A 26214-nucleotide genomic window follows, 5' to 3' on the forward strand; every position below is an offset into this window, starting at 1 on the left:
GCGGGATGGAAAAGAAACAACTGGTCTCCAGGCGGAACGCGCTGCTCGGGATTGCCGGGATCGCGGCGGTGGACGTCGGTGCGTTCCTCGGCGTGACCGGCCGCCTCGGCACCCCGGAACTCACTCCCGCGGCGTTCGCCGACAGGTTCGAGCAGGTGTACGGCAAGCACGAGGGCTTCCGCCGCAACCACGCGAAAGGCGTGAGCGTGGCCGGCAGGTTCGAGTCGAACGGCGCGGGAACCGAGGTCTGCTCGGCATTCCGCACCGGCGAGTACCCCGTGACGGGCCGGTTCTCCCTCTCCGGCGGCATGCCGTACGCGCCGGATGCCGCCGCCACCGTGCGCGGCCTCGGCCTGCGCGTCGAGCTCCCGCACGGCGAGCAATGGCGGACCGCGATGGTGAACATCCCGGTGTTCCTCGACCGCACGCCGGAAGGCTTCGCCGACCGGATCGTCGCCTACGCCGCTGACCCGGCCACCGGCAAACCCGACCCGCAGCGCACCGCCGAATTCCTCCGGCAGCACCCGGAAACCGTCAAGGCCATGGCGTACGTCAAGGCACACCCGCCCTCCCCCGGGTTCGCGGACAGCACCTTCCACGGCCTCAACGCATTCCTCGCCACCAACGACGACGGAAACACCGTCCCGATCCGGTGGACCTTCGAGCCCGTCGGCCTCACCACCACGCAGGCCACCGGCAGCAACCACCTCTTCGACGCTGCCGTCGAGGCGGTCCGGAACGCACCATTGCGCTGGCAGCTGGTCCTCACCATCGCCGAACCCGGTGACCCCACCGGCGACGCGACCACCCCGTGGCCGGGCAACCGCCGCCGGATCACCGCGGGCACCCTCACTCTGTCCACAGTGGAAACCGAAGCCACCGGGAACGCCCGCGACGTCAACTTCGACCCGACCGTGCTCCCGTCCGGGCTGGCCGTCTCGGACGACCCCCTGCTCAGCGCCCGCTCGGCGGTGTACGCCCGGTCCTACGAACGGCGGACCGGCGAACCGAAACACCCGAGCGCCGTACAGGTCCGGGAGGTACCCGCATGAGCACGCCGGAGCGGTTCCCGCTGGTCTCCCGGATCCTGCACTGGGTGATGGCCGTGCTCGTGCTCGGCATGCTGGCGATCGGGTTCGCCATGGTCACTTCCCTTGGCGGCTACCAGTTCCTGCAGGCCGTGCACCGGCCGCTGGGCGCGCTGGTGCTGGCGCTCGCGGTGGTCCGGATCGCGTACCGGCTGCGCCGCCGTCCCCCGCCCGCCCCGCTGGGCAGGCTGGAACGGCTGGCCGCCACCGGTTCCGAACTCCTGCTGTACGCCCTGCTCGTGGCCCAGCCACTGGTCGGATGGGCGATGCTCAGCGCGGCGGGTACCCCGGTCGTGCTGTTCGGCTCGCTCCGCCTGCCCGCCATCACCCCCGCGGACGCCGACCTCTACGCCGTCCTCCGCACCACGCACACGGTGCTGGCGTACGCGCTGTTCCTGACCTTCACCGCGCACCTGCTCGCGGTGCTGTTCCACGCGCTCGTACTGCGAGACGGTCTCCTGTCCCGGATGACCTTCCGGAAACGATGACTCAGGCGAACGCGCGCTCCAGCTCCTCCAGTGACTTCCCCTTCGTCTCCGGTACCTTCGCCAGGACGAAAAGCGTTGCCACGACGCTGATTCCGGCCAGGATCCAGAACGTCGCGGCCTCGCCGGCGCCGTTCACCACCGGCAGGAAGATGAGCGTCACCACGAAGTTGCCTGCCCACAGCACCAGCGTGCACAGGCCGTTCGCCGCGCTGCGGGCGGCCAGCGGGAACAGCTCCGGCAGGATCACCCAGGTGACCACCCCGAGACCGCAGGAGAAGAAGATCATGTACGCGCCGGTCATCACGAGGATGGTGAGCGCCGGTCCGCCGGTGAGGTCGGGCTTGCCGTACATCAGCGCGATCACCGCGAGGCTCACCGCCATGGCCGGAATGCCGATCAGCAGCATCCGCCTGCGGCCGAACCGGTCGACGAGGAACACGCCGAGCACCGTCGCGAGGAACGTCAGGACACCGATGCCGAACGTGCCCATCAGGGCCGCACTCACCCCGAAACCGGCGGCTTTCAGGATGGTCGGCGCGAAGTACACCACCGCGCTGACCCCGGTGAACTGGATGAACACCGCGATCCCCGCCCCCGCGATCAAGGCCGGCCGCAAGCCCGGCCGGAACAGGCCGCGGAAGCCGACCGTGCGCAGCGAGACCGTCTCGCGGATGGACTCCAGCTCCGGCCCGGCCGCCTCCGCCGAGCGCAGGCGGAGCAGCACCGCCCTCGCGTCGTCGATCCGGCCCTTGCCGACGAGCCAGCGCGGGCTTTCCGGCATCCCCATCAGGCCGAACACCAGGATCGCCGCCGGCACCGCGCCGAGGCCGATCATCAGCCGCCAGTTGCCCGTGCCGGACAGCAGGTAGTTGACGATGTAGGCCACCACGATGCCGAGCGCGATCGCGACCTGGAAGAGCACCCCGAGCGCGCCGCGGCGGTTCGCCGGGGCGATTTCCGACAGGTACACCGGCACCGTCATGCACATGATGCCGATCGCCGCACCGAGGATCACCCGGCTCACGGTCAGCAGCGCGGCATCGGCGGCCAGCGCGCCCAGCACCGACGAAACGATGAACACCACCGAGCCCACAGCCATCATCGGGCGCCTGCCCCAGCGGTCGGTGAGGTACCCCGAGGTCCCCGCGCCGAACATCGCGCCGACGAACACCGAGCTCACCGTCACGCCCTGGGCGAGCGCGCCGAGGCCGAACTCCGGCTGGATGAAGAGCAGTGCCCCGGCGATGATCCCGTTGTCGTACCCGAAGATCAGGCCGCCGATGGTGACCATCGCGGCAATGGCGCCGGTCCTCGCGGTCAGGGTGGCCCGCACGGGACGGCCGGTGACCACTTCCGCTTGCGAATCCGGTTTCACGACATCCTCCTTCTCCGCCCCCGAACGATTGCTGCCGGACCGGCCCGTCGCCGTCCGCCCGCCCCTGGCCCCCTGCTCACTCCGCGAAGAAACCCTCGCTCCAGTCGAGGCGCAGCGGACCGCCCGCGAGCCACCGCTCGATCCCCGGTTTGTCGGCCGCCCGCTGGAGCTCGATCCGGGACCCGTCCGGATGCCGCAGGTACGCCCAGCCGCGGAAGTCACCGTCGGTCGGCGGCGAATCCGGCCCGGTCGCGGGCGTGAACTCGACGACGTAGCCGAGTCCTTGCAGCCGCTGGATCTGGCCGGCGAGGTCCGGGCAGAAGTACCCGATGTGGTGCTGCACGATCGAGGCGGACCCGACGTCGAACGGCCCGCCCGCGGGCCCGTGCCACAGCTCGATCGGCGGCTGCGGCCCGACGAGCCACACCGCGGTGCCGGTGACGTGTTCGGTGGCACCGGTCCGCGCGGACTTCCAGTCCGTGTTCAGCTCGACCGGATCGGCCCAATGCCCGTCGTAGGCCTCCTGGAACTGCTTCATGGCAGCGTCCAGGTCGGCGACCGCGTACGCGATGTGCCCCAGTTCCCACGTGATTCCCATGTCTTCCCTTTCTTCAGTGAACCGGTCCGTCGCCTGCGCCGGTGGTGACCACGGCTTCCGAGATGGCCACGAGCTGGTCGGCCGCGAGCACCAGATCGCCCGCGGCGAGCCAGTCCTCGGCTTGTTCCGGCGATTTCGCGCCGACGATCGTCCCGGTGATCCCCCACGACAACGCCCACGCCAGCGCCACCGCGGCCACCGACGTGCCGAGGTCACCGGCAATCCCGCGGAGCGTGTCGACGAGGTCGAGGTTGCGGCTGAGCCGCGGTTCCCGGTATTCCGGGGACTTGCTGCGCCAATCGCTGCGCCAGTTGACCTGCCGCAGTTCCGCGGCCCGTTCCCGCGTGTAGCGCCCGGTGAGCAGGCCGACCTCGAGCGGGCTGTAGCAGAGCACCCCCGTCCCGTTGGCCGCGCACCACGGGAGCACCTCGGCCGCGGCCTCCCGTTTGATCAGCGAAAACGGCGGTGACAGGCAGTCGACGTGCCGGATCTCCTGGCACCGGCGCAGCTGGTCGGCCGAGAAGTTCGAGACCCCGATCCAGCGCACCTTGCCGGCTGGCGCCAGCTCCGCCATCGCCGCCCACGACTCCTCGACCGGGACGTGGTCGCCGGGCCAGTGCATCAGGTAGACGTCGATGACGTCCACGCCCAGCCGGGTCAGCGATTCGTCGCAGTCGCGGCGGAGCTGCTCGGGGCTGGCCGAGAAACCCGGGTGTTCGCCGGGATTCCCGGGGTCGACCGCGAGGCCGCCCTTGGTCACGACCATCGGGCGATCGGCGGCGGGCAAGGCGCGGAGCACCTGTCCCACCACGCGTTCCGAATGGCCGATCCCGTAGACGGCCGCCGTCTCGATCCAGTTCACGCCGCGGTCGAGCGCGTGCCGGATCGCCCGCACGGCGTTGCCGTCGTCCTTCTCGGTCCAGTCCTCGGTGTAGCCGATCGCCCCGGCGCCGAAGCCGACCGGGGTCATTTCCGGGCCGTACGCACCGAGTTTCCGACGAGATTTCATGCTGCCTCCCAGGTTTGCGGCATGCCTGATCCACCGTCCCGGGGTCCGGGACGGGCGCGTTTCAGGCGGGTTCAGGCGGTGATGTCGAGCCGGTGGCCGATCCGTTCGAGGATCCGGTCGCGGGAAGCGACGACCCGGCTGCGCAGCCCGGTGGTGTCACCGGACACGAGCTTCCCGGCCCATTTCCGCGGCTGTCCGGCCACGAAAACGGTGTCCACATTGCGGCTGTCCGAACCGAGGACAACTGTGGCGACCGCATTGTTGAGCGGAATCGTATTGATGGCGTCCGCGTCGATCAGGACGAGATCGGCTTCTTTACCCGGGGTGAGGGAACCGCACCGGTCCCATACCCCATTCGCTTTCGCCGATCCGGCGGTGGCGAATTCGAGCGCGTCGCGGACGGTCAGCGGCGCCGGGGCGTCCGCCTCCCCGCGAAACCGCCGGTTCCCGGCGTGCATGCGCTGAGTGTTGAGCAATACCTGCATTTGCGTGAACATATCGGTGGTGAGCGAGCATTCGACGTCGACGCTCAGTCCCGGCCGCAACCCCGCGTCGAGCGTTTCCTGAATGGGCGCAATCGATCCGCCGATGCCGAGCTGCTGATCCGACGTCACCGCGAGCACGATGCGCCCGCCGGTACCGACGAGCACTTTCCATGTCTCGTCGTCGAAACCACCGCAGTGGATCCAGGTGAGATCCGGGCCGAGCTCGTCGCCCAGCGCCCGGATTTCAGCGGCAGCGACCGGGCCGAGCGCGCCGTCCACAGTGACCCCGACGCCCAGCTCACGCGCCTCGCTAATGGCTTCCGCGGTCAGGCAGACGTCGCCGTGCAATTCCGGAATCACCTTCGGGAACAATCCCATCCGCAAGGTCACCAGGCTGTCGTCGGACGGGAAATGTTCTGCCCGGACCCGGGCGAAATCGCTTCGCCACGTCTGGTCCCATTCCCCGCCGAGTGGCGCGCACGACGCGAGGACAGCGCGGATGCCGGATTCCTGCCACGTGCGCACCACCGTGTCGGAATACTCCGGCGAACGCATGTTGTGGCTGAAATCGAGGATGCAGGTGACGCCCGAATCCAGCGCACCCAGCGCCGCCAGTTCCGTGCCCACCGCCATGTCTTCGATCCCGTAGATCGGGGCGAGCCGGAAATGCAGCAGATCGTTGTATTCCGCGATGACCGCGTCGGAAAGGTACCGGCGGATCTGCGTTTGCCAGCAATGCCGGTGCCCGTCCACGAAACCGGGAATGGCAATGCATCCGGCGGCGTCGACCACCACCGCCTGGCCCACGTTCGCCGCCGTGCTCAGGTCGGGGCCGATCGCCTCGATCCGGCTGCCGTCGATCAGGATGTCTCCGCGCGGGAGATCGCCCACCTGATCGTCCATGCTGACGATCGTCGCGCCCCGGACCAGCACGCGGCCACCGGGATCGGACACCAGCTGGTCAAGCGCCTCGTTGCGCTCGGGCATGGTGATTCCTCCTTCAGGATCCCCCGTGGGCTCCGGTCATGAGCTCCGCCAGGTCCTCGGGCGCGAGGAACGACGGCGGCGGGGGCGGGCCCCACGAGTACATGCTCTTGTCCGAGGCGATCACGCCCGGCTCCCAAAGCTGGTCTTCGAGAATGCAGTCGAGATCCGAGTAGTACTCGGCGAAGTTGCCCGCCGGATCACGCAGGTACCAGAAGAAGTTCGACCCGATGTAGTGCCGCCCGAGACCCCAGGCGTGCCGCTCCGGATGACCCTCCAGCATGCTCGTCGCACCGCGGCCGACCTCGTCCACGTCGTCGAGCTCCCACGACGTGTGGTGCAGGAAGTTCACCGGCGACTGCTGTACCAGCACGTTGTGGTGGTCGGTCGAGCAGCGCATGAACGAGGCCAGGCCCGGCGCCTCGTCGCTCACCTTGAAGCCGAGGCCCTCGATGAAGAACCGCTGGGTGGCGGCCTGATCGACCGAGCCGAACACGACGTGCCCCAGCTTGCGCGGGCGCACCGGGTCGGGCCGCAGGATGCCCGGCGCGCGGGTGTGCGGGCGCTGGATCGAGCCGGGGGTGTTGTACGGCGGCGCGGGTGTCGGGTCCTGCACGATCCGCGGCGCCACCGACACGACGACGTCGAGCCCGGTCACCGGGTCCGCGGCGTGCAGCTGGTCGCCCTTGCGGTGCGAGGTCACGTCGAGGCGGGCGAGCTGGGTGGCAATGCGGTCCAGGTCGTCCGGGTCGTCGACCCCGGTGCCGAGCGACATCAGCCGCCGGTGCGGGCTGTGGCGCAACCGCAGCTGCTTGCCGCCGTCGGCGGTGCCGAACCGGCGTTCCCCGGTGGTTTCCGTGCTGAGTGGCGCGAGGCCGAACTCCGTGTAGTACGCGGCCGTCGTTTCGACGTCCGGGACGCCGATGGTGAGTGCAGTAAGCCGATGCAGTCCCATGGTCCGTTCTCCGTTGAAGGGTTGGTTACTCAGAAATCGACGGCGTCGGCGCCTTTGAGGTTCAGGAGTTCGCGCGATTGTGCGGGCGAGGCAATTTCCCGGCCGAGCTCGGTGAGAATCCGGGCCACTTTTGCTACCTGCTCGGCATTGTCCTGCGCCATCCGGCCGCGGCTCAGGTACAGGTTGTCCTCCAGTCCGACCCGCACGTGCCCGCCCACGAGCGCGGAATGGGTCACGAAATCCATCTGCCGCCGTCCGGCCGCAAATGCCGAGAGCACGTACGCGTCCCCGAAAAGTTTGTCCGCAATCGTCACGAAGTGCGACAGGTTCTCGTGATCCGCCCCGATTCCGCCGAGCACGCCGAAGACGCCCTGGATCAGCAACGGCCCGTCCACCAGGCCCCGATCCAGGAAATGCGCCAGGGTGTACAGGTGCCCGACGTCGTAGCATTCGAATTCGAAGCGCGTCCCGGCCTGCGCCAGCTCCGTGAGCGTCCGCTCGATCTGGGTGAACGTGTTGGCGAAGATCACGTCCGCCGACCCGGCGAGATGCTCTTTCTCCCAGGGGAACTTCCACTCCGCGTATTTCCCCGCCGGACCCGAGAACACGAAGTTCATCGACCCCAGATTCAGCGACGCCAGCTCCGGACGGAACTTCCGCGCTGCCGCCAGCCGGTCGTCCACCGGCATCCGGGTACTGCCGCCGGTGGTGATGTTCACGACCGCGCCGGTTGCTTTCAAGGCGGGCAGGAATTGCGCGTACACCGCCGGGTCCGGGGTCGGCGCGCCGGTTTCCGGATCCCGCGCATGGACGTGGAGAATCGACGCACCCGCGGCGACCGCGTCCCGGCCCTGTCCGGCGATTTCGGCCGGGGTGATGGGCAAGGCGTCCGACATCGTGGGGGTGTGCACAGAACCGGTCAGCGCACAGGAAATGACCGTGTTCGGCGAAGTCCTCATGAAATGCCTCCGTTCACGCGGTGAACTGCTGGCGCAGCTCGCCGATTCCGGTGACGTAGCTGACGAGTTCGTCACCCGGCCGCAGGAACCGCGGCGGCGTGCGGACGACCCCGACGCCCGCCGGGGTGCCGGTGAACACGAGATCCCCCGGCAGCAGCGGCAGGTTGGCCGACAGCTTCGCCACCAGCGACGGCACGCTGAAGATCAGGTCGCCGGTACGGCCCTGCTGCACGGTTTCCCCGTTGACGGAACAGCCGAGCTGGAGGTCGTCCGGGTCGGCGAACTCGTCGGGCGTGACGACCCACGGGCCCACCGGCGAGAACCCCGGCAGCGACTTGCCGAGGCCGAACTGCGGCACCGGGCCGCGGCGCTGGAGGTCGCGCTCGGAGATGTCCTGTCCGGTGGAGAGCCCGGCAATATGGCTCCACGCCTCGCTTTCCGGGACCTGGTAGGCGAGTTTCCCGATCACCGCGACGAGTTCGATCTCCCAGTCCACCTTCCCGCCCTCGGGCAGCTGCACCGTGGTGACCGGGCCGGTGAGCGAGGACATCCACTTGGTGAACAGGATCGGCTCGTCCGGTACGGGCAGCCCGGCCTCCGCGGCGTGCCCGTGGTAGTTCAGCCCGATCGCGAACACCTGCCGCGGCGCGGGAACCGGGGTTTCGAGCTGTTCGGGCCGGAAGGGTTCGCCGCCGGTCAGGTCCGCCGTGTCCGCCCATTTGCGGAACTCGGGGAAACTCTCGTACACCGCCTGCGGATCGGGCCCGAACAACCCGCCGCTGGCCTTTTCGACGTCGACGGCCTCGGTCCCGTCAGTGCTGACGAGTACGAGCCGTCCGGACAAATTCGCGTACCGCACAAAGCCTCCTCAGGCAAGAACTGGGTCACCGCACCGATTCGGCGGCCTCCCCGACCACGATCCGGCGCAGTGCCTCGGTGATCAACGCGGTGCTGTGGCCGCCGTCCTGCGCGGCCAGCACCGAAAGCCCGGTGTGCGCGAGATGCCGGGCGACGAGCACGGCGCACCGGCCTGCCTCCCCCGCCTCGGCCGCGGCGAGAATGGCCGCGTGCTCGCGGCCCGAGGTCTCGATGTCCTCGGGCGTGGCGACCGTCTGGTAGCAGCGCCGGTACCGCTCGGCGTGGTCCCAGAGACCGGACACCGACTCGCCCAGCCGCCGTCCCGCCCCGGAGAACAACCGGCCGTGGAAGGCGCGGTGCGGCTGGTGCGCGTCGGAATAACGGCCCTCGCCCACCGCCGCGTTGCACGCCGCCAGCGATTCCCGCAGGAAGACGAAATCGGACTCGTCCAGCAGCGGCACGGTCACCTTCACCGCGGGCGGCTCCAGGCCGATCCGCATGGCGTACAGCTCCTCGAGATCGTCGAGGTCGAGCGCGCCGATGCGGACCCGCTTCTGCGCCTCGGTGTCCACCAGCCCCTCGGTTTCGAGGAGCCGCAGGGCTTCCCGCAGCGGAGTCCGGCTCACGCCGAGCTCCTGCGCGAGCTGGACCTGGGAGAGGACGCTGCCCGGTTCGAGCCGTCCGGACAGGATTTCGTCCCGCAGGTACCGGTGCGCGGCCTGCATGCTCGTCTCCGGCGCCGCAGGTTCGTCGATCGTGGTCACCGCCGAACTGTACACATTTCTCTCGCGAAACTTCAAGACCTCGCATCTTCGGGGCACTTGGTCGCCAGATCTGCATACAGAAATTTTCGAGAATCTCTTGTTTTCCCGAACATCCGGGGGCTACCTTCGGCAGTGGCACCACCGGACCCCCAGGAGGCACAGATGGCCGTGACGAAGCGGGTCACGCTCACGTTCGACAACGGGCCGACGCCGGGCGTCACCGAACAGGTCCTGGACGCTTTGGCGCACCACAGCGCCCGCGCCACGTTCTTCGTCGTCGGTTCGCAGCTACGCCAGCCGGGTGGACGGGAACTGGCCGAACGTGCGGCCGCCGAAGGACACCGGATCGGGCACCACACCGCGACGCACACCCTCCAACTGGGCGTTGCCGAAGACGCCGAAGCCGCGGTACGCACGGAAATCGCCGCGGTGGAGCCGGACGTCGACACCGTCGCCGGAACCAGCGCGACGCACGGCGAACGGCTCTTCCGCCCTTACGCCGCGGGAGGCGTGCTGGACAAACGAGTGTTCAGCACCGCGGCCATCCGGTATCTCCAGGAGCACCACTACACGTGCGTGCTGTGGAACACCGTGCCGCGCGACTGGGAAGACCCCACCGGCTGGGTCGAAACGGCCCTCGCCGCCGTCGCCCGTACCGAATGGCCGGTGGTCGTGTTGCACGACCTCGCCACCGGCGCGATGACGCGGCTGCCGGAGTTCCTCGACGGGCTCGCCGCGCTGGGCGCCGAAACCGTCACCGAGTACCCCGGTTCCTGCGTGCCGATCAAGCAGGGCCGGTTGCAGTTTTCGTTGTCCCACCTCACCGATGGAGTTGACTGACATGGACGACAAGCTCCCGCTCCGCCTGCACCACCACGCGTGGACGGTCGACGACCAGGAAGCCACGCGGTACTTCTACGAGGACCTGATCGGCCTGCCGCTGCTCGCGACGTGGACCGAGGTCGAGGAGATCCTGGGCAAGGAACGCGTGCTGTGCCACACGTTCTACGGCATGGCCGACGGCAGCGCGCTGGCCTTCTTCCAGTTCGCCGACCCCGAGGACCAGAAGGAGTTCACCCGCGACCGCCAAATCGTGCCGGACACGTTGCCGCGCAGCCACGTCGCGTTCAAGGTGGACCAGGAAACCCAGGAAGGCATCCAGAAGCGGCTCACCGCGGTCGGGTGGAAGGACAGCTTTGTCACCGACCACGGGTACTGCGTTTCGCTGTACGTCACCGACCCGGACGGGCTGATGGTCGAGTTCGCGGTGGACCACCCGGCGATCGAGGAGATCAACGCGGAGCGCAGGGAGACGGCGCACGCGGATCTGGCGCGGTGGTTGCGCGGGGATCACACGAGCAACAATCACTGGCGCAGCACCGAAGCCAGCTGGGGCTGAGGGGCCGGACCCGGCTCGCCTGGCCGCGGTGGCGGAGCGGATCGTCACCGCGGCCAAGCCCGGACGGGGTCAGCTCACGTCGGCGAGAAACTTCACCGGGTCCACATTCCCGCCGCTGGCCAGCACTGCGATCCGGCCGCGGCTCGGCCGTCCGGCGCCGTTGAGGGCGGCCGCCAATGCCGCAGCGCCGGACGGTTCGGCGAACAGCTTCAAGCGGGACCACACCAGCAGGGTCGCCGATCGGAGGTCGTTCTCCGAGACCGTCACCAGTTCGTCCACAAAGGACTGGACATGCCGGAGGTTCAGGATCCCGGTGGTCGGTGCGGCAAGTCCGTCCGCGACGCTGCGTACTGACTCGTCCAGCACCGGTTCGCCTGCCCGGACTGCGCGGGCGAGCACGTCGGCCGTTTCCGGTTCCACGCCGATCACGTGGACGTCCGGGCGGGCCAGCTTCACGGCGGCCGCGACTCCCGACAGGAGCCCGCCACCTCCGGCCGGGATGATCACGGTACCCACATCACCGGCCTGGTCCAGCAGTTCCCGGCCCAGCGTCGCGTGGCCTGCGATCACTGCGGGGTCGTGGAACGGATGGATCAGGACCAGGGTGCGCGTCAGCTCCTCGACCCGGTGCAGCAGCTCCGCCGGTTGGACCAGGACGACCTCGGCGCCGTAGCTCCGGGTCGCCTCGATCTTCGCGGGGTTGGCAGTGGACGGCATGCACAGCGTGGCCCGGGTACCCACGATCTGCGCCGCGCACGCGACCGCGGCGGCGGCATTTCCGGCGGACAGCGAAACCACCCCGCGGCCGCGTTCGTCCTCGGACAGCTGCAGCATCCGGTTCAGCAGGCCGCGGAACTTGAAGCTTCCGGTGCGCTGGAACAGCTCGGCTTTCACCACCACCGGGCTGCCGACGAGACGGTCGATCGCGCGGCCGGTCATCACCGGGGTGCGGTGCACGTGTGGCCGGATGGACTGTTCGGCGGCGTCGATGTCGGCGGCGGTGGTGAGCGGGCAGGCGCCGAGCCGCTCGTCGTCATGCCCGAGCATGGGCGTCGAGCAGGACGGCGACGGCGGCGGTGACCCGGCTGGCCAGGCCGAGATGCAGGGACTCATCGGGCGCGTGCATCCGGGAATGGGCGTCCATCGCGCCGGTGACCACGAACTGGGCGTCCGGGAAATGCTCGGCCAGCATGCCCATGAACGGGATCGACGCGCCCACTCCGACGCCTTGCCAAGGTGCCGAAAAGGCGGTCTTGCCAACCTTTTCGAGCGCGGCAACCAGCCACGGTGCATGCGGCGGGGAATCCCAGCCGGTGGCCAGCTCACCCGGCTCGACGGTGACCTCGGCGCCATAGGGCACATCCACCGACAGCGCCCGTTTCAGTGCCGCGTAAGCCGTGTCGGCCTCGACCGTCGGCGGTAGCCGGAGGCTCAGCGCGACCGTGGTGTACGCGCGGTGGAGGTTTCCGGCATTCACCGGATCGGGTAGACCCGCCGCGCCGATCACCGACAACGCGGGCTGCCAGGTCGACCCGAGCGCGGCTTCGAGCGGGTCCTCGGACACCGGGCGCATCCCCGCGACGAACGGGAACATGGCCGACGCGTTCGCCGGGGCCGCGGCGACCATGGCCTGTGCCTCGGCGAGACGGGCGGGCGGCACCTCCGCGTTCAGTTCCGGCAGCAGGAATTCGCCGGTCGCCGAGTCCTCGATGCGGCCAAGCAGATGCCGCAGGATCCGGAACGAACACGGGACGACGCCACCGGCCACCCCGGAATGCACCGGCGCGTTCAGCACCCGCACCGTCACCTCCAGCCGGGCCAGGCCGCGGAGGCTGGTGGTGAGCCACAGCGCATCGTGGTCGTAGCCGCCGGAATCGAGGCAGAGCACCAGCTTCACCTGTCCCAGCCGGTGCTTGAGGTGTTCCAGGTACCAGGCGAGGTCCGGGCTCCCGGACTCCTCGCCGGTTTCCAGCAGCAGCACCACCCGCCCGTGCCGCCCACCCGCCGCATGCACCGCCTGCAGGGCAGTGATCACCGCGTATCCCGCGTACCCGTCGTCGGCCGAGCCCCGGCCGTACAGCCGGCCGTCCCGCACGACCGGGGTCCACGGCCCCAGCCCGGACGACCAGCCCTCCAGCGGAGGTTGTTTGTCCAGGTGGCCGTAGCAGAGGGCGGTGCCGTTATCCGCCGCGTCCGGCGTGGCGCCGACGTCGACGAGGAGCAGCGGGCTGCGTCCTTCGATCCGGATGACCTCCGCGCTCAGGCCGGGGATCGCCTGCGCCTCGATCCACGCGAGCACGTGTCGCACCGCCGCGTCGAGGTGGCCGTGGGCGGCCCATTCCGGGTCGAAAGACTGTGACACCGCGGGAATCTCGACCAGCCCGGACAGGCTCGGGAGAACCTCCTCGTTCCAGTGCCGGTCGACAGTGCCCTGCAGGATGTCGATGTCCATGCTTCTCCGTTCGAGCGGGGGTCAGCTGGCGGGCGCAATCGCGACCGGCAGCGCGGTCATGATGGGCAGTCCGGTGAGATCGTCGACGTCGTGCGTCTCGGAGGTCAGCTCGCAGACATTCGCGTCGGCGAACCCGTGCGGGATCGCGACCGTGCCCCGCGACACCCGCTCGTCGAAGCTGGCGGTGAGGCGCAGGCTGCCATGCCGGGTGGTCACCACGACCTCTCCCCCGTCGGCGACGCCGAGCTCGTCCGCGTCGAGCGGGTGCACGGAAACGGCGGCGCGGTCGGCGTTCCGGGCCCCGGTCCCGTCCGCGAGCTGCGAGTTGAGATGGCGCCGCTGACGGGCCGACACCAGCCGCAGCCCCTGCCGCACCGGCTCCGCGGCCAGCTGCGCGAGCTGGTCGGCGAACGGCTGGAACCCGAGGCGCCAGCGGCCGTCCGGCAGGTGCTGCCGGACCCATTCGTACCGCCGCGGTTCGTGGGTCATCCCGTGCGGCGCGCCGAGGAGCTCGTCGAAATCGCCGCCGGTGGACTCGACGATCGCCCGCAGCAGCTCCTCCTCGGTGGCCACGTCCGGGTCGGCCCCGCCGGGCAGCACGGAATGGCCCATCCGCCGGGCCAGCTGCGCGAGGTGCCACCACATCGGGCGCCGTTCGCCGCCGGGCGGGACCGCCGCGGGCACGTACTGGTTCGCCTGTGCGATGTTGATGAAGTCGGTCGGCCACACGTCGGCCCGCTCGAGCTGGCCGGTGGACGGGAGGACGTGCGTGGCCAGTTCGGTGACCGGGGTCGAGATCACGTCGGACACCACCAGGAGATCGAGCTGCTGCAAAGCTTCCCGGAGACGGCGGGGCTGCGGGAACGCCGTGATCGGGTTGCCGCCGAGCACGACGAGCGCGCGCAGGTTCCCGGCCTCGATCTCGTCCGGGATGGCCGTGCACGGGTATTCGCCGAGCCGCGCGGGCAGTTCCGGCCTGCTCGCCGGGCCGGGACCCGGGGTACCGTCCAGCTTCGGCAGGACCCGGTGGTCGAGCCGCTGGACGATCCCCGGGTTGAAGAACATGCCGCCGGGCCGGTCGCAGGAGCCGGTGATGACGTTGAGCGCCCACACCAGCCACACGCACACGTTCGCCCCGGCCTGGAAGCTGACCCCGGTGCTCGAGTGCACCGCGATCCGGCCCGCGCGCCGGATCGCGGTGAGCAGCTCCTCGAGATCTTCCTTCGGCAGCCCGGTTTCCGCGGCCGCGCGGTCCACAGTGTACGGAGCGACCGCGGCCCGGACCATCTCGATCCCGCTGGCCCGGGTGGCGAGGTATTCGTTGTCCGCACCCTCTTCGAGCAGGCTGCGGACCAGGTACGCGAGCAGCGCGTGATCGGTGCCCGCACGGATCGGCAGGTGCCGGGTGGCGAGGTCCGCCGTTTCGGTGCGCCGCGGGTCGACCACCCACAGCTCGCCCTCCGAAGCCCACTTCCGCAGCTGCTGGACCGGCATCGCCATGGACCGGTTGTGCCCGTGCGACACGACCGGGTTTCCGCCCACCCACAACACGAGACGCGCGTCCGGGTCCGGGCCCGGCAGCAGCATCGGGAACCCGGTGACGACCTCCGCGACCAGCAGCACCGACGGCGAGTCGACGCTCATCGTGCTGTACCTGCTCCCGGTGCCGAGCGCCTGGATGAACCCGGCGACGGCGGAGAGGGCGAGCGTGTCGAACTGGCCCGCGTTGCCGAGGTAGAACCCGATCGCGTCGGGGTTTCCGGCATCGGCGATCCGCCGCAGCCCTTCGGCCGCGTCGCCGAGAACCTCGTCCCAGGTTCCCGCACGGCCGCGGACCGCGGGCACGTCGAGCCGCTGCGGATGGTGGTGGAACGCACCGAGAGAGCGGCCCTTGGGGCACAGGTACCCGCGGCTCGACGGATTGGCCTCGTCACCGCGCACCTGGGTGACCGTGGTGCCGTCGAGATCGACGACCGCGCCGCAGAAACTGGCGCAGAACCGGCAAAACGTGGTCGCCTGCGTGGAGTCGTTGCCCATTGCGCTCCTCGGGAGTGGGTTCCGGAATTCGGCCGCGCTCAGGCGAGCGCGGTCCAGATGCTCTTCACCTGGGTGTAGGCGTCGATGCCCGCCCACCCCATCTCGCGGCCGAGGCCGGATGACTTCATCCCGCCCCACGCCGCGGCGGCGTCCTGTGCGGGCGCCATGTTGATCCACACCGTACCGGCTTTGACCTCGTTCGCCAGTCGGGTCGCGGTGCCGATGTCCCGGGACCAGATCGCCGCGGCGAGCCCGTATTCGGAGTCGTTGGCCAGCGGCGCGAGCTCCTCCGGATCGTCGTAGGCCAGCACGGAAAGCACCGGTCCGAAGATCTCCTCACGGGCGACCCGCATGTCCTGCGTGACGCCGCCCAGCACCGCCGGTTCGAGGAAGTACCCGCCGCCTTCCGGGCGGCCGCCGCCGGTGACGAGCCGGGCGCCTTCGGCGGTCCCGGTTTCGAGGTACCGCTCCACCGAGGCGCGGTGTTCCTCCGACACGAGCGGGCCGATCAGCGCATTCGGATCGGTGGCCGGCCCGACCGGCAGGTGCGACGCGACCCCGGCGAGCTTCGCGGTGAACTCGTCCACCCGCTTGCGGTCCACGTAGAACCGGGTGAACGCGGCGCAGATCTGCCCGGTGTTGAGCAACCCGCCCAGCGCGTTCGGCTCGATCACGGCGTCGATGTCCGCGTCGGCGGCGATGATGCTCGGTGCCTTGCCGCCGAGTTCCAGCGACACCTTCTTCAACGCCCGCCCGGCATCCGCGGCGATTTCGCGGCCCACCGCGGTCGAGCCGGTGAACGAGATCTTCGCGACCCCGGGGTGCGCCACCAGTGCCTTGCCCGTGTCCGGGCCGCCCGTCACGACGTTGACCACGCCCGCGGGAACCCCGGCCTCCTCGAGCAGTTCGGCCAGCCGCAAGGTGGACAGGCTGGTCTGCTCGGCCGGTTTGATCACCACCGTGTTCCCCGTCGCGAGCGCCGGGGCCAGCTTCCAGCCCAGGATCGGCAGCGGGAAGTTCCACGGCACGATCAGCCCGCACACGCCGAGGGGCTCACGCCGCGTGCGGTAGTCGACATTCGGCACCGACAGGGCGACGGTGGACCCGGTGATCTTGGTGGCCCAGCCCGCGTAGTACCGGAAATGCTCGACCAGGTTGGGAATCGAGAATCCGCCGCTGACCGGCAAGGTCTGGCCCTGGTCGAGGGATTCCAGTGCGGCGAGCTCCTCGCCTTGCTGCTCGATCAGGTCCGCGATCCGCCACAGCAACGTAGCGCGGGCGGCGGGCAGCATCGCCGCCCAGGGTTCGAATGCGGCAGCGGCAGCGGTGACCGCGGCGTCGACGTCGGCCGCGGTCGCCTCGGACAGTTCGGCGATTACTTCGCCGGTGGCGGGATTCCTTGTCACAAAAGAAGGTCCGCCGGATCCGGCGGTCCACTTGCCGCCGATCAGCATTTCCGTACGCATGATCGTCTCCTGGTCAGGGTTGGTAGCTTCGGGCGGCTTCGAGGAAAGCGTCGTTCTCTTCCGGCGCGCCGATGGTCACGCGGACCCCGGCGTCCGGGATCGGGCGCACGATCACCTTGTGCTGCTCGAGATGCGCAGCGAAGGCGAGTGCGTTTTCGCCCAACGGAAGCCACACGAAGTTCGCCTGGCTCGGCGTGCTCACGAAACCGTGGTCGAGCAGCGCCTGGTGGACACGTTCGCGCTCCTCGACGGTCTTCCGGCACCGTTCGCGCATCGCGTCCTCCGTGCCGAGCGCGGCCAGCGCCGCCGCCTGCGCAATGGCGCCGGGGCTGAACGGAGCCCGCGTGAGGTTCAAGGTGCGGGCGATTTCCGGTGGCGCAACGGAATAACCGACCCGCACCCCGGCGAGCCCGTACGCCTTCGAGAACGTCCGCAGCACCACGACATTGCCGCGGCCCTCCGCGATCTCGACGCCGTCCGGCACCTCGGGGTCGGTGACGAACTCGCGGTACGCCTCGTCGAGACCGACCACGACGTGGCCGGGCACCTTGCCGAGAAAGCGTTCCAGATCGGCGCGCCGCACCGCGCCGCCGGTGGGGTTGTTCGGCGTCGCCAGCAGCACCAGCTTCGTCTTCGGGCCGATCGCCGCGGCCATCGCGTCGAGGTCGGCCTGCTGGTCCTCGGTGACCGGTACCGGAACGCTCCGGGCCCCGCGAGCCTGGACCAGCCCCGGGTATCCCTCGAACGACGGCGACGCGAACACGACCTCGTCACCGGGCTCGCACACCGCCTGCGCCAGGCCCTGGAGCAGCGCCACCGATCCGGAACCGACCGAGATCCGCTCCGGCTCGACCCCGCATTTCTCCGCCAGCCGCCGGGTGAGGGCCGCGGCGCGGATGTCCGGGTACCGGTTCGCCGACTGCGCCGCGAGCGCGATCGCTTCCAGCACCGCGGGATCCGGCCCGTCGGAGGACTCGTTGCTCGCCAGCTTGATCGTCCCCGCGACCGTGCGGCCGGGACGGTACTCCGGAGCACCGGCGAGATGCTCGTTCATCCTGATCTGTGACACGCTTCTCCCATCATCCGTTCTCGCGCCGGTTCACACCCGGACCGGATCGGCGTCGTAGCCGAAGGCACGGGGACCGGCCAATGCATGTCCTTCCGGCGTGTGCCACCGGGGATCCGCGGGCGCGGCGAGCACCGACACCCGCTGGCCGTACCGCAGGATCTCGGCCCGCACCCCGGCGCCCGTGGCGCTGTCGAGGATGCAGATCAGATCCGGCGTGCTGACCATCGCGGTGCCGTCGCGCTCGGCCACCAGGAACTCGTTCTGGAACCGCACCACGGTTTCCGACCCTTCGTCGGCGTCGAGCCCCGCGATCCGGGCCACGCCACGCGCGAAACCCTTCTCGGTGCGGCGATCCACGTCGACGACCTTGCCGGTGAACACCACCTTGCCCGACAGCCGCCGCGCGACGGCCGCCACCGGATCCTCGTGCCCCGGCCGGTTCGGGCCGGTCAACCGGCCCAGCTCGGCGCAAAGCGACAGCGTTCCCGGCACCATCAGCTCGCGTACCTGACGGCCGTTCATCGCGGCCGCGCTGATCGCGGCCGCACAGCCCATCTCGATTGCCGCAGCCCGGGCCAGCCGTTCGGCCCAGTGGTTGTCGACGGTGTCGACGACCACGCCGTTGCCCTTCTCGTCGGTCACTGCGGCCGGGGTCACCATGACCCCGCCGAGGGCGGGCAGCCCCTGGTCGATCTCGGGAAAAGCCCGGCCCATCGCGTCCGCGTCGACCAGCGGCAGCCCGAGTGCCGCGGCGGCGGCCACCGGGATCAGCGAGTTCACGCCGCCCGCCTCCGCGCACAGCACGTGCGTCGGAGTACGGCTGGCGTACTCCGCGAGCTGCTGCACCGCGGCGACGACCTGGCCGATCGTGGGGAGCTTCTCCAGCATGATCGTGGGTGCACCGATGATCGCCACCGGCAGTGCCCACGCGGAGTCCTCGACGTCGTCGAGACCGAGCACCTGCACCGGGCCGTACTCCCGCAGCGCGGCAGTGGCCAGCAACGAGCCGGACTGCGGGTCTCCCCCGCCGCCGGTACCCAGAATCGCCGCGCCACGGCCGATGTCGGCCACGTCGTCCACGTCGATCTTACGCATTGCCGCCTCCCTGGGACCCGATCAGGAGATCGCCCACCGCCTTGACCCGGATGCGGGTCGCGCCACCGGCGTACGGCACGGGAATCTCGTCGACGTCGACGATCGTGACGCTGCCCGGCTCCGCCCCGGCTGCGACCGCCTTGTCCACCGCCTCCTGCTTCGCCTCGTCGACGATCGCCGAGCGCGCGCGATCGGTGGCGTACACCTTGTCCACCTCGCCGCCGACCTGTGCGATGGCCGCGCCGATCGCATTGGCGACCGCGTGGTTCTCCGGCCGTTGCACCGCACCGAGACCGGGCAGCCGGTCGGGCAGCAGCACCGAACCGCCGCCCACCGCCACCACGGGCAGCGGTTCGGCCGACACCCGCATCCGGTCGATCGCGTCGGCCGTCTCCTTGGCGATCCGCTCCAGGCACGCTTTCACGAACTCCGGCGCGAGATGCGCCACCCGGTCCCGCTCGCCGATGTCGCAATACCCGGCGGCCACGGCGATATCCGTTGCCGTCAGGGTGTCACCGCCGAACACGAGCGCCGACTGCAGCAGCTTGTAGCCCACCGAATCCGGCCCGATCGCGAAATCACTGCCCTGCTCACGGATCATGCTGCCGCCGCCGATGCCGACCGACAGCACGTCGGGCATCCGGAAGTTCGTGCAGATCCCGGCGACCTCGACGTCGCTCGCCGCCTCACGCGGGAAACCGTGGGTCAGCACGCCGATGTCGGTGGTGGTACCGCCGATGTCGGCGACCGCGCACGAGTCCAATCCGGACAGTGCGGCCGCCCCGCGCATCGAGTTCGTCGGGCCCGAGGCGAAGGTCGCCACCGGATACTTGCGCACCTGCGCGGCATCCAGCAGGGTTCCGTCGTTCTGCGTCAGGTAGAACGGCGCGGTGATCCCGGTGCGCACGATCTCCGCGCCGAGGCCCTCGACGATCCGCGTCGCGAGATCCCGCAGCGCGGCGTTGACGATGGTGGCGTTTTCCCGCCCCAGCAAGCCGATCCGGCCGATCTCGTGCGAAAGCGAGATCGCCGCGTCCGGCAGCACCGACGCAATCACCCCGGCCGCCTGCTCCTCGAACTCGGCATTCACCGGGGAGAACACCGAGGTGATCGCCACGCTGCGGATCCCCGCCGCGCCCATGTCCTCGGCCGCGCGCACCAGCTCCGCCTCGTCCAGCCCGGCGATCGGGCGGCCGTCGTACTCGTGGCCGCCGGACACCATGTAGGCCCGCCCGGAGATCGCGTCGATCATCCGCTTCGGCCACGTCATCATCGGCGGCGTGGAACCACCCGCGGGCAGCGCGAGCCGCACCGCCGCGGTCGGCGCCAGATCCCGGCCCTGCACCAGTGCGTTGACGAACTGGGTCGTGCCCACCATCACCGCCGCGACCTCGGACGGCTCGTGCGGGCACTGCTCCTGCAGCCGGTGGATCGCGGCCACGATCCCCGAGACGACGTCCTCGGTGGTCGGCGACTTCACCGCGCCGAGCACGCGCCGCCCGTCGAGCAGCACCGCGTCGGTGTTCGTGCCGCCGACGTCGATCCCGATCCTCATCCCGGTCTCCTTTCCCGTCATGGCTGCTCCACCGGCTGCCCGACCGCCTTGACCGCCGGTTCGGCGCGCGTGCCGCCGAAACCGCGGACCCAGCCGAGCTTCGCGGCCAGCACGTACAGCACCATCGCCAGTACCAGCGCGTTGAGGCTGGAAATACCGACCGGAATGACCGCGCCCGCAACCGAGGACAGCACCCAGATCACCAGGCTGGCCGGTACCCACGCCGGGGCGTGCGCGGGCAGTTGCCCGCTCGCCCGTGAGCTCTCCAGGTCGGCCCGCCACCGGCGGACGAAGAAGTACTCGGCGATCATGATCCCGGTGATCGGCGGCATCGCCACGCCCAGCAGCGTGAGGAAACCGAGGAACTGGCTCAGCACGCCCACCGCGGCGACGACCGTGCCGGCGATGCCCAGTGCCGCGGTCACCGTCCACCGGTGCAGCCTGCGGCCGAACACCGACTGCACGAAGTTCATCACCGACAGGCCCGAGGAGTACAGGTTCCAGTCGTTGACCTTCACCGTGCCGGCGACGATGATCACGACCCCGACCCAGCCGACGGACGACAGCACGATCGCGTTGATGTTCGAGGTCCGGGCGGCGTGCGCGAGGAGCACCCCGCACCCGCCGAGCACGAGCCCGCCGAGCGAGATGCCGACCACGGTCTGCTTGACCACGTCCGCCGCCGACCGGTTGAACCGGGTCATGTCCGGGCTGATCAGGGCCTGCACGACCCCGGGTCCGGACGCGATCGCGATCGCCTGCAGCATCGTCAGCGACGTGCTCGGCGGCGCCGACCGGAGCAGCTCGGTGAGGTCGTGCCGGGCGAGCTCGGTGCCGATCGACCACGCGATCACGATCAGGAACGCGGGTACCGCGATGTAGGCCGTCCAGGCCATCGACCGGATGCCCTTGAACGAGATCAGCGTGACGACCAGCCCGCAGACCACCGCCCACAGCCACATCGGCAGGCCGCCGACGATCGCGGTCAGCCCTTGCGCGGCGATGCCGGTCTGGATCCCGAACCAGCCGATCATGCTGAGCCCGATCACCAGGCTGATCACCGACGAGCCGCCGGTGCCGAACCCGGTCCAGCGGGCCAGTGCGTACGTCGGCATGCCTTCCCGCATGCCGATGATCCCGACCCCCACCGCGACGATCTCGAAGAGCAGCATGCCGACGAGAATCGCCAGCATGGCCTTCCAGAACGTGAGGTGGGTGCCGAGCTCGGCCCCGAAGATCACGACGATGAGGGCGGAGTTCTGGCCGAAGCGTTGCACCGCAAGGGAACGCCAGGAGTATCGGGCCGCTGTGGGGACTCGGGCCGACGAGTAGTCGTCGACGCCCTTGACGATCTTCATCTGCTGTCCTGTTCTCGCCATTGAGAACCGCTGGCGCGGATTCAGTGCGGGCGTTTGGCCAGGAAGGCGCTGAGCTTTCCGAGCAACTGCGGATAGTCGTGTGCATCCAGCACGACCTCGACGAACGTCAGCCGCGGGGTGCCCGCGGAACATTCGGCGAGCACCGCGTCCAGTTCGCGGTGCGTGGTCACGCGCGCCACCTTGGCCTTGCCACCGGCACCGAAGGCGGCAGGGATGTCCTGCCAGCTCCACTGCGCGATGTCGTTGTACGAGGCGGTCGGATGGTGCACTGCGCGTTCGATCGAGTAGCCGTCGTTGTTGACGAGGAACACGATCGGCGTGAGCCCGCGGCTCACGATGGTGCCGAGCTCCTGCACGGTCAGCTGGCAGGAACCGTCTCCGACCACCAGCACGCCGCGCCGGTCCGGGGCGGCGAGCTGGGTGCCGAGCAGCGCCGGGAGCGAATACCCGATCGACGCCCAGATCGGCTGGACCAGGAGCTGTACGTCGTGCTTCAAGGTGGTGCCCAGTGCGCCGTACAGCGGGGTGCCCTGGTCGACGACCAAGGTGTCGCCGCCTTGCAGGAATTCCCCGAGCCGGGCCCAGAATGCGTCCTGCTGCAACGGTGCCGACGCCGCCGGGAAGGCGACCTTCGGCTCCGGTCGCGGGGGCAGCAGCGCGAACGGCGGTCCGGCCGCCACCCGCTCGTCCACGACCGTGCGCACGGCAGCGAGCGCATCGGCCATCGCGACGCCCTTGAACTGCGTCGTGCCCACCCGGGCCGTGGCGGCCTGGAGGTCGATCAGGCCCTCGCCGGGCAGCACGTGGGTGAACCCGCCGGTGGTGAGATCGGCGGGGGCGAACCCGACCGTCACCGCGGCATCCGCGGATTCGACCACCGTGCGCACGTGCTCGTCACTCAGCGCACCGCAGTACACCCCGCTGAACTGCGGAGCCGATTCGGCGACCGTGCCCTTGCCGGGGATGAACGCGGCGAGCGGCAGATTTCCGGCCGCCGCAAGCTCTTGCGCGGCTTCGGCGAGACCGTACCGGGACGCCAGCGCGTCGACCAGCACGACCGGCCGCTCGGCGGAACCCAGCACCTTGCGGACGGCCTCGGCAAACCTCTGGAGCTGCTCCGGGTCGCTCGCGATCCGGGTGTCCAGCTCCGCGGTGCTGCCTTCGGCCTCCTCGCCGACCCGGTCCAGCGGCAGCGCGAGGTAACCGGGCCGCTTCTCCCGCAGGATCGCGCTCACCACCCGGTCGATCTCACTGATCACGTCGTCGCCGGTGAGCACCGAGTGGGCACACGTGACCTCGCTGTAGATCCGGGAGAACCGGTGGTGGTCGCCGTCGAGCAGGCTGTGGTGCACCGGCGCACCGTGCGTGATCACCCGCATCGCCGGTGCGCCGGTGATCTGCAGGACCGGCACCGATTCCGCGGCACTGCCCGCGACGCCGTTCAGCGCGGAAAGCTCACCGACACCGTAGGTCGTGACCAGCACGCCCAGCCCGGCCGTGCGCGCATAGGCATCGGCTGCATACGCTGCGTCCAGTTCGTTGGCCGTGCCGACCCATTCGAGGCCCGGGAACGCTTCGATCGCATCGACGAACGGCAGGTTGTAGTCGCCGGGCACGCCGAAGATGTGCCGGACGCCGGCGTCGGCGATGCGCTGGAGCAGGTGGTGTGCGACCGTGTGCACGAGAGGGCCTTTCTGTTGCGGCGATTGCCGGTTCGGTTCAGGCGGACGACGCCAGGTGGGCGTACTGGGTGCGGAGATCCCGTTTGAGGATTTTCCCGGTGGGATTCTTCGGCAATGCGCCGGTGATCACCACGTACTTGGGCCGCTTGTAGCCCGCCAGGTGCGCCCGCGCATGCGCGTGGACCGCCTCCTCGTCCAGCGCCGCGCCCGGTTTCGGCACGATCACCGCGGTGACCGCTTCGATCCAGTGTGGATGCGCGACCCCGAACACCGCGACCTCGGACACTCCGTCCAGAAGGTAGATCGCTTCTTCGACCTCGCGGCTGGCGACGTTTTCCCCGCCGGTTTTGATCATGTCCTTCTTGCGGTCCACGATGGTGAGACAGCCGTCCTCGCCGAGCACGCCCAGATCACCCGAGTGGAACCAGCCGCCGCGGAAGGCCTCGGCGGTTTTCTCCTCGTCCGCGTAGTAGCCGAGGGTGGTGTGCGGGCCGCGGTGTACCACCTCGCCCACCTCGCCGGGCGCCACGTCGGCGCCGTCGTCGTCCACCACGCGGGTTTCGACGTTCAGCACCGCGCGCCCGGCCGAACCGGCGTGCGACAGCTGCTCGTCCGGTCCGAGCACGGTGGCCACCGGGGCCATTTCGGTCTGCCCGTACAGGTTCCACAGCTGCACGTCCGGCAGCCGCTCCTGCAGTTCCCGCAGCACTTCCACCGGCATCGGGGACGCGCCGTAGTAACCCTTGCGCAGCGACGACAGGTCGGTGCGCGCGAAATCCGGATGGCGCAGCAGGGAAATCCACACCGTCGGCGGGCAGAACAGCTTCGTCGCCCGTTCGCGCTCGACCGTGGCCAGCAGTGCGGCCGGATCGGGACGCGGCAGGATGATGCTGGTGGCGCCGAGGAACATGTCCACCGAGAAGAACACGTCCAGCTGCGCGCAGTGGTAGAACGGCAGCGCGTGCACCTCGACGTCGCCGGCCGTCATCCCGCCGTCCACCGCACACGAAACGTATTGCGCGATCAGCGAACGGGACGACAGCATCACGCCTTTCGGCAGCGATTCGGTGCCCGAGGTGTACATGAGCCGGATCAGGTCGTCGTCGGCGACGGCGACCTCGGGCGCGGTGCCCGGATGCTCCGCCCACGGGTCGACGTCCTCCCACCGGCCGCTCGCGGGCGCACCGGACAGTGCGATCCAGCCCCATACGCCGCGGTCGATCCCGGCCTCGGCCAGGGCTTTCTCGGCGGTCGGCGCGAGGGCGTCCTCCACGACCATCCCGCCTGCGCCACTGTGGTTGAGGATGAACGCGATTTCCTTGGCGCCCAGCATGAAATTCACCGGGACCAGTACCACGCCCAGCCGGGCGGTGGCGAAGACGAGCATCGCGTACTGCCAGCAGTTGTGGCTCAGCACGGCGAGCCGGTCACCTTTGCCGAGGCCCCGCTCGGCCAGCGCGGCCGCGCACCGGTCCACCACCTGGTCGAACTCGGCGAAGGTCATCCGGCGGGTGCCGTCGACGACGCCGGGCTTGCCCGGGTACCGCGCCGCGGTGCGCCGCAACAGGTCGCCGATGGCGTTGCGGCGTACTCCGGCGACCAGTTCGGTGGTCGCCGGAGTGAACGCCGGTCTGTCAGACATCGTTGGGGTCCGTCGGGACATGGCCCCAGTGGCTGGCCACGTCGTGGCGGCTCGGGGTCCACGTCGCGTCGTCGATCAGCAGCCCGCCGTAGCCGTACTCGACCTGGAAACCCGACGGCGACACGGCGTAGAACGAGATCATCTTGTCGTTCGAGTGCCTGCCGAAGGTCCAGGCGACCGGGGCGGCCCCGGCCTGCACGCGGTCCCACGCCCGGCCGACGAAGTCGATGTCGTCGACCTCGAACATCAGGTGCGCGACCCCGCGCGGAGCGTTCGGCACCGAGCCCCACGCGAACGAGTGGTGGCGCGGGTTGCAGTGCGCGAAGGTGAGCTCGACCGGGCCCATGGCGATGGTGTCGCTCAGCCGGAAGCCGAGCAGCTCGAAGTAGAACCGCTGGTAGGCCTCCGGGTCGTTGACCATCTGGAAGCCGTGGCCGAAGCCCCCGGTGCCGGTGACGAACCGGGCGCCGATCGGCGAGGCGAACGGCGTCTTGTCGTTCTGCGCACCGTAGTAGAGCTCGATCCGCTGGCCGTCCGGGTCCTCGACGCTCACCAGCGCGGCCACCTGGCGTTCCTGCGCGAGCTTCGGGTCTTCGCGGGTGACCGGGTACCCGGCGGCGTCGAGCCGGGCCGCGATCTCGTCGAGCTCGGCCGGACCGGCGGTCTCCCACCCGATCGCGGTCACCCCGCCGTGGTCGGCCTTCCGGATGTCGAGGCGGTAGGCCTTCTCGTCCATCCGCAGCAGCAGGCGGTCCGCGCTGCTCTCGGCGACCTGCAGGCCGAGCAGATCGGCCGCGAACTCTTTCCACGCAGTGAGGTCGGGGGCCGCCACGATGGCGTATCCCAGCGACCGGACAGATGCCGACATGTACTGA

23 protein-coding genes are annotated in these 26214 nt (G+C 69.9%); 4 read left to right on the forward strand and 19 right to left on the reverse strand.

Annotation, left to right across the window (positions count from 1 at the left end):
* The first annotated feature begins 5 nt into the window (after positions 1-5).
* Entirely contained in the window at positions 6-1052 is a 1047-nt protein-coding gene (locus OO71_RS25575; protein WP_033292428.1) for a catalase family peroxidase, read from the forward strand.
* Positions 1049-1576 (forward strand): cytochrome b, encoded by a 528-nt coding sequence (locus OO71_RS25580; RefSeq protein ID WP_033292429.1) that lies wholly within the window; start codon positions 1049-1051, stop codon positions 1574-1576. Before OO71_RS25575 ends, OO71_RS25580 begins: the two co-directional genes overlap by 4 nt.
* A 1-nt stretch (position 1577) precedes the next feature.
* On the opposite strand, the gene OO71_RS25585 is transcribed toward OO71_RS25580, so the two are convergent.
* The 8 genes from OO71_RS25585 to OO71_RS25620 form a co-directional block, all read right to left on the reverse strand.
* Positions 1578-2951, reverse strand: a complete 1374-nt coding sequence (locus OO71_RS25585; RefSeq protein ID WP_051792109.1) for a sugar porter family MFS transporter — start codon at positions 2949-2951, stop codon at positions 1578-1580.
* A 76-nt stretch (positions 2952-3027) separates the two neighbouring features.
* Entirely contained in the window at positions 3028-3549 is a 522-nt protein-coding gene (locus tag OO71_RS25590; RefSeq protein ID WP_033292430.1) for a VOC family protein, read from the reverse strand.
* A gap of 13 nt (positions 3550-3562) precedes the next feature.
* On the reverse strand, positions 3563-4558 hold the full coding sequence (locus OO71_RS25595) for an aldo/keto reductase (RefSeq protein ID WP_033292431.1): 996 nt from the start codon (positions 4556-4558) through the stop codon (positions 3563-3565).
* 71 nt (positions 4559-4629) lie between these two features.
* On the reverse strand, positions 4630-6030 hold the full coding sequence (locus OO71_RS25600) for an amidohydrolase family protein (protein ID WP_033292432.1): 1401 nt from the start codon (positions 6028-6030) through the stop codon (positions 4630-4632).
* A 13-nt stretch (positions 6031-6043) separates the two neighbouring features.
* Positions 6044-6982 carry a VOC family protein gene (locus OO71_RS25605; RefSeq protein ID WP_033292433.1) on the reverse strand — a complete coding sequence of 313 codons (939 nt, stop codon included), beginning with the start codon at positions 6980-6982 and terminating at the stop codon, positions 6044-6046.
* 29 nt (positions 6983-7011) lie between these two features.
* Positions 7012-7941, reverse strand: coding sequence for a 3,5-dioxohexanoate:acetyl-CoA acetone transferase (kce, locus tag OO71_RS25610; RefSeq protein WP_033292434.1), 930 nt, complete (start codon positions 7939-7941; stop codon positions 7012-7014).
* A gap of 13 nt (positions 7942-7954) precedes the next feature.
* Complete coding sequence (locus tag OO71_RS25615; RefSeq protein ID WP_033292435.1) at positions 7955-8800, reverse strand: fumarylacetoacetate hydrolase family protein; 846 nt, start codon at positions 8798-8800, stop codon at positions 7955-7957.
* A 25-nt stretch (positions 8801-8825) separates the two neighbouring features.
* A complete protein-coding gene (locus OO71_RS25620) occupies positions 8826-9563 on the reverse strand; it encodes a GntR family transcriptional regulator (protein WP_156096531.1) in 738 nt (245 codons plus the stop codon).
* 162 nt (positions 9564-9725) lie between these two features.
* Here OO71_RS25620 and OO71_RS25625 point away from each other — a divergent pair, with 162 nt between their 5' ends.
* Complete coding sequence (locus OO71_RS25625) at positions 9726-10403, forward strand: polysaccharide deacetylase family protein (RefSeq protein WP_033292436.1); 678 nt, start codon at positions 9726-9728, stop codon at positions 10401-10403.
* Position 10404: 1 nt separating this feature from the next.
* Positions 10405-10962: a VOC family protein gene (locus OO71_RS25630; RefSeq protein ID WP_033292437.1), complete on the forward strand. Its 558-nt coding sequence runs from the start codon at positions 10405-10407 to the stop codon at positions 10960-10962.
* A 69-nt stretch (positions 10963-11031) separates the two neighbouring features.
* On the opposite strand, the gene OO71_RS25635 is transcribed toward OO71_RS25630, so the two are convergent.
* Genes OO71_RS25635 through OO71_RS25685 form a run of 11 tightly spaced genes read right to left on the reverse strand, consistent with a single transcriptional unit; the run spans position 11032 to position 26207 of the window.
* A complete protein-coding gene (locus OO71_RS25635; RefSeq protein WP_084145276.1) occupies positions 11032-12009 on the reverse strand; it encodes a threonine/serine dehydratase family protein in 978 nt (325 codons plus the stop codon).
* On the reverse strand, positions 11996-13414 hold the full coding sequence (locus OO71_RS25640; protein WP_033292438.1) for a M20/M25/M40 family metallo-hydrolase: 1419 nt from the start codon (positions 13412-13414) through the stop codon (positions 11996-11998). Before OO71_RS25640 ends, OO71_RS25635 begins: the two co-directional genes overlap by 14 nt.
* A gap of 21 nt (positions 13415-13435) precedes the next feature.
* Entirely contained in the window at positions 13436-15451 is a 2016-nt protein-coding gene (locus tag OO71_RS25645) for a molybdopterin-containing oxidoreductase family protein (protein WP_033292439.1), read from the reverse strand.
* A 38-nt stretch (positions 15452-15489) separates the two neighbouring features.
* Entirely contained in the window at positions 15490-16917 is a 1428-nt protein-coding gene (locus tag OO71_RS25650; protein WP_033292440.1) for an aldehyde dehydrogenase family protein, read from the reverse strand.
* Between the two features lie 13 nt (positions 16918-16930).
* The gene (gene hisC / locus OO71_RS25655; RefSeq protein WP_425388704.1) at positions 16931-17986 is read right to left on the reverse strand and encodes a histidinol-phosphate transaminase; all 1056 of its coding nucleotides are present in this window, start codon (positions 17984-17986) and stop codon (positions 16931-16933) included.
* A 30-nt stretch (positions 17987-18016) separates the two neighbouring features.
* A complete protein-coding gene (locus OO71_RS25660) occupies positions 18017-19081 on the reverse strand; it encodes an S-methyl thiohydantoin desulfurase family protein (RefSeq protein WP_033292442.1) in 1065 nt (354 codons plus the stop codon).
* On the reverse strand, positions 19074-20636 hold the full coding sequence (locus OO71_RS25665) for a hydantoinase/oxoprolinase N-terminal domain-containing protein (protein ID WP_033292443.1): 1563 nt from the start codon (positions 20634-20636) through the stop codon (positions 19074-19076). Before OO71_RS25665 ends, OO71_RS25660 begins: the two co-directional genes overlap by 8 nt.
* Positions 20637-20653: 17 nt before the next feature.
* A complete protein-coding gene (locus OO71_RS25670; protein ID WP_033292444.1) occupies positions 20654-21994 on the reverse strand; it encodes a purine-cytosine permease family protein in 1341 nt (446 codons plus the stop codon).
* A gap of 41 nt (positions 21995-22035) precedes the next feature.
* Positions 22036-23697, reverse strand: coding sequence for an alpha-keto acid decarboxylase family protein (locus OO71_RS25675; RefSeq protein WP_033292445.1), 1662 nt, complete (start codon positions 23695-23697; stop codon positions 22036-22038).
* Positions 23698-23734: 37 nt separating this feature from the next.
* The gene (locus OO71_RS25680) at positions 23735-25339 is read right to left on the reverse strand and encodes an acyl-CoA synthetase (protein ID WP_033292446.1); all 1605 of its coding nucleotides are present in this window, start codon (positions 25337-25339) and stop codon (positions 23735-23737) included.
* A complete protein-coding gene (locus OO71_RS25685; RefSeq protein ID WP_033292447.1) occupies positions 25332-26207 on the reverse strand; it encodes a VOC family protein in 876 nt (291 codons plus the stop codon). The genes OO71_RS25680 and OO71_RS25685 overlap by 8 nt, the downstream gene beginning before the upstream one ends.
* Between the last annotated feature and the right edge of the window lie 7 nt (positions 26208-26214).

The organism is Amycolatopsis jejuensis, assembly GCF_000717335.1.
GTDB lineage: Bacteria > Actinomycetota > Actinomycetes > Mycobacteriales > Pseudonocardiaceae > Amycolatopsis > Amycolatopsis jejuensis.

What these genes read in the sequence shown, in the direction of transcription:
- OO71_RS25670 (WP_033292444.1), bottom strand. Translation starts at nt 21,994, where the DNA reads ATGAAGATCGTCAAGGGCGTCGACGACTACTCGTCGGCCCGAGTCCCC.
- OO71_RS25680 (WP_033292446.1), bottom strand. Translation starts at nt 25,339, where the DNA reads ATGTCTGACAGACCGGCGTTCACTCCGGCGACCACCGAACTGGTCGCC.
- OO71_RS25575 (WP_033292428.1), top strand. Translation starts at nt 6, where the DNA reads ATGGAAAAGAAACAACTGGTCTCCAGGCGGAACGCGCTGCTCGGGATT.
- OO71_RS25580 (WP_033292429.1), top strand. Translation starts at nt 1,049, where the DNA reads ATGAGCACGCCGGAGCGGTTCCCGCTGGTCTCCCGGATCCTGCACTGG.
- OO71_RS25600 (WP_033292432.1), bottom strand. Translation starts at nt 6,030, where the DNA reads ATGCCCGAGCGCAACGAGGCGCTTGACCAGCTGGTGTCCGATCCCGGT.
- OO71_RS25590 (WP_033292430.1), bottom strand. Translation starts at nt 3,549, where the DNA reads ATGGGAATCACGTGGGAACTGGGGCACATCGCGTACGCGGTCGCCGAC.
- OO71_RS25630 (WP_033292437.1), top strand. Translation starts at nt 10,405, where the DNA reads ATGGACGACAAGCTCCCGCTCCGCCTGCACCACCACGCGTGGACGGTC.
- OO71_RS25605 (WP_033292433.1), bottom strand. Translation starts at nt 6,982, where the DNA reads ATGGGACTGCATCGGCTTACTGCACTCACCATCGGCGTCCCGGACGTC.
- OO71_RS25645 (WP_033292439.1), bottom strand. Translation starts at nt 15,451, where the DNA reads ATGGGCAACGACTCCACGCAGGCGACCACGTTTTGCCGGTTCTGCGCC.
- OO71_RS25595 (WP_033292431.1), bottom strand. Translation starts at nt 4,558, where the DNA reads ATGAAATCTCGTCGGAAACTCGGTGCGTACGGCCCGGAAATGACCCCG.
- OO71_RS25640 (WP_033292438.1), bottom strand. Translation starts at nt 13,414, where the DNA reads ATGGACATCGACATCCTGCAGGGCACTGTCGACCGGCACTGGAACGAG.
- OO71_RS25650 (WP_033292440.1), bottom strand. Translation starts at nt 16,917, where the DNA reads ATGCGTACGGAAATGCTGATCGGCGGCAAGTGGACCGCCGGATCCGGC.
- OO71_RS25625 (WP_033292436.1), top strand. Translation starts at nt 9,726, where the DNA reads ATGGCCGTGACGAAGCGGGTCACGCTCACGTTCGACAACGGGCCGACG.
- kce (WP_033292434.1), bottom strand. Translation starts at nt 7,941, where the DNA reads ATGAGGACTTCGCCGAACACGGTCATTTCCTGTGCGCTGACCGGTTCT.
- OO71_RS25665 (WP_033292443.1), bottom strand. Translation starts at nt 20,636, where the DNA reads ATGAGGATCGGGATCGACGTCGGCGGCACGAACACCGACGCGGTGCTG.
- OO71_RS25635 (WP_084145276.1), bottom strand. Translation starts at nt 12,009, where the DNA reads ATGCTCGGGCATGACGACGAGCGGCTCGGCGCCTGCCCGCTCACCACC.
- OO71_RS25660 (WP_033292442.1), bottom strand. Translation starts at nt 19,081, where the DNA reads ATGCGTAAGATCGACGTGGACGACGTGGCCGACATCGGCCGTGGCGCG.
- OO71_RS25685 (WP_033292447.1), bottom strand. Translation starts at nt 26,207, where the DNA reads ATGTCGGCATCTGTCCGGTCGCTGGGATACGCCATCGTGGCGGCCCCC.